The organism is Bdellovibrionales bacterium (genome assembly GCA_019750295.1).
Classification (GTDB): domain Bacteria; phylum Bdellovibrionota; class Bdellovibrionia; order Bdellovibrionales; family JAGQZY01; genus JAIEOS01.
In genome coordinates this window covers 1-4,570 of sequence record JAIEOS010000071.1, presented here as the reverse complement: position 1 = coordinate 4,570, position 4,570 = coordinate 1, and the positions used below count along the sequence as shown (strand labels likewise).

Below are 4,570 nucleotides of genomic sequence, written 5' to 3'. Positions count from 1 at the left end.
ACGGCGAGGTTTGCGCTCAATTGCGCTTCGAGATCTGATTCCAAATGAATCGCACCACTCATCTTTTCCCGCAAGCGAGCGCCGAGGGACGGCTTCCCGTCGGAAATCGGGATCATTGTCATGACTTCTTTTTGAGGCAAACAGAATTTGGGGGTGCAAGCAATATAACTGATCTCATACTGAAGTTTGTCGATGGTTGAGGAATCTTGCGGAAGATCCACTTTAAAGGTCACACTGGAGTCGCCCTCTATTCCTTGATGATTCTTTCCCGAAAAATCAACAAACTGAACGACAGGACTCACCACCACGTCTTTAATCCGTGCTCCATCAGGGAGCAGGGAAAAAACTTTGAATTTATCAGAATAGGCGTGAAATCCGGCCAAGAGCCTCAAATCCAAAACCACCGTGACTTCTTTTCCTGGCCCCACCGACGATTTGTCTAATTTATGTCCCACCACTTGCAACGGGTTTACATCCGTCGCGAGTGGTGCGATTTCGGTCGCCATTAGAAGGGAAATAAGAAGGGTGCTAATTATCTTCACGTCATTCTTATTCTGTGCTAAAAATATCCCAATGTCTAATCCTGATCTTTTTCATGATACTGTGTTTATTGGTTTTGATACCGAAACTTCTGGGAAGTACCCTTTAGAGTCTGAAGTGTGCGAAATCGGAGCCGTAAAGTATCAAAACGGTAAAATCATCGACACGTTTCAAAGCCTAGTGAAAACCAAAGAACCGATGTCTCAGGAAGTGATCAAAATCCATGGGATCACCAATGAGATGCTGGCGAGCGCACCCCCAATGAATCAGGTCATTCCTCAGTTTCATAAATTCATACAAGGCGGAACTCTGATCGCCCATCATGCGCCCTTTGATCTCGGGTTTTTATCGGTGGCGATGGAAGATCACGGCCTCACCCTCCCCTCACTCCCGGTCATTTGCAGTAGTCGACTCTCCCGCAATGTGATTAAGGATGTACCTAATCATCGTCTGCAAACTTTAGTGACGAGCTTAGGCTTGCACAAAGGACAGGCTCACCGGGCTCATGACGATGCCCAAGCCTGTTTGGAGTTAGCCCTGCTTTGCTTTAAAAAGTCCAACGCTCAGTCTCTGGACGAGGTCTTTAAACTTCAAGATGGAGCATTGTATTGGAAGTCGTATTCTATGGATGATTTAGCGAACAGTTCGCAAAACTTTCTTATTCTGATCGAGGCCATTAAACACAAAAGAGATGTGAAACTCACTTATAAAAGTGGAAATGTTCCTGGACGAGAGCGCGACATTAAACCTTTGGGACTGGTCCGTAATCCTGACGGCGACTTTCTCGTGGCGCTCGATGATAGCCCTATTCCCAAAAGGTTTTATCTTAACAAAGTCCATAAAATCGAGCGCTCGGCCATCCAAGGGACATTATTCTAAGTCCTGTTATTTTGAATTTTGCTCCTCGAGCCAAATAAAATAACCCAACTCCAACGCTTGATCATTCATGACGTCATATCTTCCGGTTAAACCGAAGTGCCCCACGTCCATGTCCGTCTTAAGCAGGATCGATGTTCGCTGAGTATTGTTCTCACGAAGTTTGGCCGCATACTTGAGCGGCTCAAAGTATTGAACCTGGGGATCATTAAATCCCGTAGTGATCAAAACATGAGGATACGCTTGGGTTTTTATGTTGTCGTAAGGAGAATAAGATTTCATGTAGTCGTACTCACGCTTGTGCTGGGGGTTTCCCCATTGATCATACTCATTGGTGGTGAGCGGAATGGTGCTATCGAGCATGGTAGTGACCACGTCGACAAATGGGACCCCCGCATGAGCTCCATGATAGAGGTCCGGGCGCAGATTGAGAACGGCACCCACCAAAAGGCCTCCCGCACTACGGCCTTCCATATACACATGCCCTGCTCGTCCGTAACCGGCGCGAACCAAATGTTCCGTCGCCTCGACGAAATCTGTAAATGTATTTTTCTTTTTCATCATGCGACCGTTGTCGTACCAATCCCTACCCATCTCCATTCCTCCACGGACATGAGCGATCGCGTACACAAAGCCTCGATCGAGGAGGCTCACCTCGGGAATCAAAAATTCGGGGTCGCTCGATAATCCGTAGGACCCGTAAGCATAAACATATAACGGATTCGTTCCGCTTCTAAAATGAGATTTCCTATACGAAACAGTCACCGGTATCGGTGTACCATCGGAAGCCTTGGCCCAGAGTCTTTCGGTGGCGTAAAGTTCAGGTTCGTAATTGGGGATCTCGTCTTTTTTAAGCAGTTTAACGGTTTGAGAATCCACATTAAATTCGCTGGTCGCTTCCGGTTGAATCAGAGAGGAGGCCACAAAGCGAACCTCTCTGGAATCAAACTCCGTCACAGGATCCACCAGCACCGTAAACGCGCCGATGGGTTTATGTTCAAATCGAAAATTTTTCTTCGTCTTTTTATTATAGACTTCGAAAGTCAGCAGTCCTCGATAGCGCACAGAAAGCACGAGATAATCTTTATGGGCCCACAGGGACTCAATATAAACGTCACTGCGATGGGGAATCACTTCTCGCCATTCATTTTTCGGCGTAGCCGCGGTCTTTGAGACCATAATGCGAAAGTTTTTCGCTTTCCAATTCGTGAGAATATAAAAACCATCGCCGCCATCAGTGACTTGGTAATCATGAAAATTTTCTCGCTTGTGGAAGGTTTTAAAATGGGCGCCGGGCTTATCGGCAAACACGTACTGGGATTCTGTCTCGTCGTAATTTCCGCCATGGATAAAGATCGTCTTATGATTCAACGATTTTTCTAGAGTCATCTCAAAGGTTTCGTCCTTTTCGTGATAAACCGGGGTCGATTTTCCCTGGGTGAGAGAATATCTATATACTTTCTCGGATCGAAGGGTCGTCGGATTTTGCTGAATATAAAAACCGGTCTTATTATCGTTCGCCCACTCCCACTGCTCCGACACGTTTTTGATTTGGTCTTTGAGCATTTCTCCAGTCTTAAGATTTTTAAATTTTAAAGTATAGAAACGCCGACCTGCCTCATCCGTGGCAAAGGCCAGTGTTTCGCCATTCGGCGAAACACCTAAGTGAACCAGCGAAAAAAATTTTTTTCCTGCGGCCAGCGAATTGACATCGAGATAAATCTCTTCTTCTGCGGTTAACGTTCCCTTTTTTCGGCAATAGATGGGGTACTGCTTTCCCTTCTCGAGGCGCGTGTAATAGTAGTATTGGCCCTCTTTGTAAGGCACTGAAGTGTCGTTTTCTACAGTACGATTTCTAATTTCTTGAGCGACTTCGCTCTGAATATACTTCGACTTTTCCAAAATGGATCGTGAGTAATTATTCTCCTCCTCGATGTATTTAAGGACCTCTTTAGATTCCCTATTTTTCATCCAGAAGTACGGATCCTCTCGAAGATCACCGTGTTCTTTAAAAGTATGATGTATTTTTTTAGCCTTGGGGACGGGAGCCTCGGGAATCTGTTCCTGCTTTTCTATTTGTGAACAGGCGACTTGCGAACATGCGACGGCCCAGAGGAGTAGAACTACTCCCCCCATTTTCAAAAACTGCATAAAACCTCGATCATAATTTTCTTAAGAGATTATCGAATAACGTCTTGGCTTCGGCCTCTTGGCTTGTGGGCCCGTTAAAGATAAATACAAATGTATAAATCTTATCTTCTTTTTCCGCATAACCGGCAAGCCCAATTTTCCCATTAAGAAGTCCTGTTTTGGCTCGAACGCGAAGCTTCATATCCTGAAGGCGTCGCTTGAGAGTTCCATCCACTCCCGAGATCGGCAAGGACGCTAAAAATTCGGGAGACGACGCAAACTTTTTCTGAAGACGAACTAAGAGTTCACCCAAATCCTGAGGTCGAATCTGATTCTGATTAGAAAATCCTGCCGGATTTACAAAAACAAAGTTTTTAGAAACCCAACCCATCTTCAACAGCCATTTATGAATTTTTTCCAGTCCTTTATTTAAGGTCGCTGGACGATCTTCGGCCATTGCGATCGTCAGCATTTCGGCCACATAGTTATTTGAGAATTTGTTCATATCCGCGATGATCTCACGAAGCGGCTTGCTCTTAAATGAGACCAAGACTTCCGCAGTGATTGGAGTTTTCTTCTTCTTCACATCGCCGCTATAGGAAATACCTTGTTGATTGAGGAAAGACTTAAAGTTGGATCCAGCCCAGTATTCAGGCTGAGTCACACTTTTGTAAACCACTTGCTCTGAATCTTTGGGAGCCATGGTTCCATGGACGGAGATGACATCTTTCCCCCCTTGAGTTTTTCGTTCCACACTCAAATTGGTCTTTCCACCCATTTTGGCTTTATTGACCACTTGAACGTAATCGTTCTCGGGGTCGGCAAAAAGATTTGGCACTCCCTCGCCGGGTCGCACGTAGACATTGACCGAATTCCAGTTGAACGACAAAGCCCCGATCGGTGCATCGTAGGCTCGATCGACGCGAGTGTCTTGACGACCCTCTGAGTACCGATTTTGCTCATACAGATAATCATCGACGTAAAGTTGACCTTCGATGCTTTTTAAACCCGTCCTTTTCAGCTC

Annotated in this window: 4 protein-coding genes; 1 reads left to right on the top strand and 3 read right to left on the bottom strand. The window is 45.7% G+C overall.

Translation table 11 applies throughout. The features are described from left to right. On the bottom strand, positions 1-542 hold a 542-nt coding region (locus K2Q26_12045), incomplete at its 3' end, for a protein-disulfide reductase DsbD N-terminal domain-containing protein (protein MBY0316248.1). A 31-nt stretch (positions 543-573) separates the two neighbouring features. Here K2Q26_12045 and K2Q26_12040 point away from each other — a divergent pair. Next, positions 574-1,419: a 3'-5' exoribonuclease gene (locus K2Q26_12040; protein MBY0316247.1), complete on the top strand. Its 846-nt coding sequence runs from the start codon at positions 574-576 to the stop codon at positions 1,417-1,419. A 6-nt stretch (positions 1,420-1,425) separates the two neighbouring features. On the opposite strand, the gene K2Q26_12035 is transcribed toward K2Q26_12040, so the two are convergent. Both K2Q26_12035 and dacB read right to left on the bottom strand, forming a co-directional pair. Further along, positions 1,426-3,567 carry a S9 family peptidase gene (locus tag K2Q26_12035; protein ID MBY0316246.1) on the bottom strand — a complete coding sequence of 714 codons (2,142 nt, stop codon included), beginning with the start codon at positions 3,565-3,567 and terminating at the stop codon, positions 1,426-1,428. A 10-nt stretch (positions 3,568-3,577) separates the two neighbouring features. Continuing rightward, positions 3,578-4,570: D-alanyl-D-alanine carboxypeptidase/D-alanyl-D-alanine-endopeptidase (dacB, locus tag K2Q26_12030; GenBank protein MBY0316245.1), on the bottom strand; the 993-nt coding region annotated here is incomplete at its 5' end.

Coding starts and splice junctions, on each gene's coding strand:
- K2Q26_12040 (MBY0316247.1), top strand. CDS start 574: ATGTCTAATCCTGATCTTTTTCATGATACTGTGTTTATTGGTTTTGAT.
- K2Q26_12035 (MBY0316246.1), bottom strand. CDS start 3,567: ATGCAGTTTTTGAAAATGGGGGGAGTAGTTCTACTCCTCTGGGCCGTC.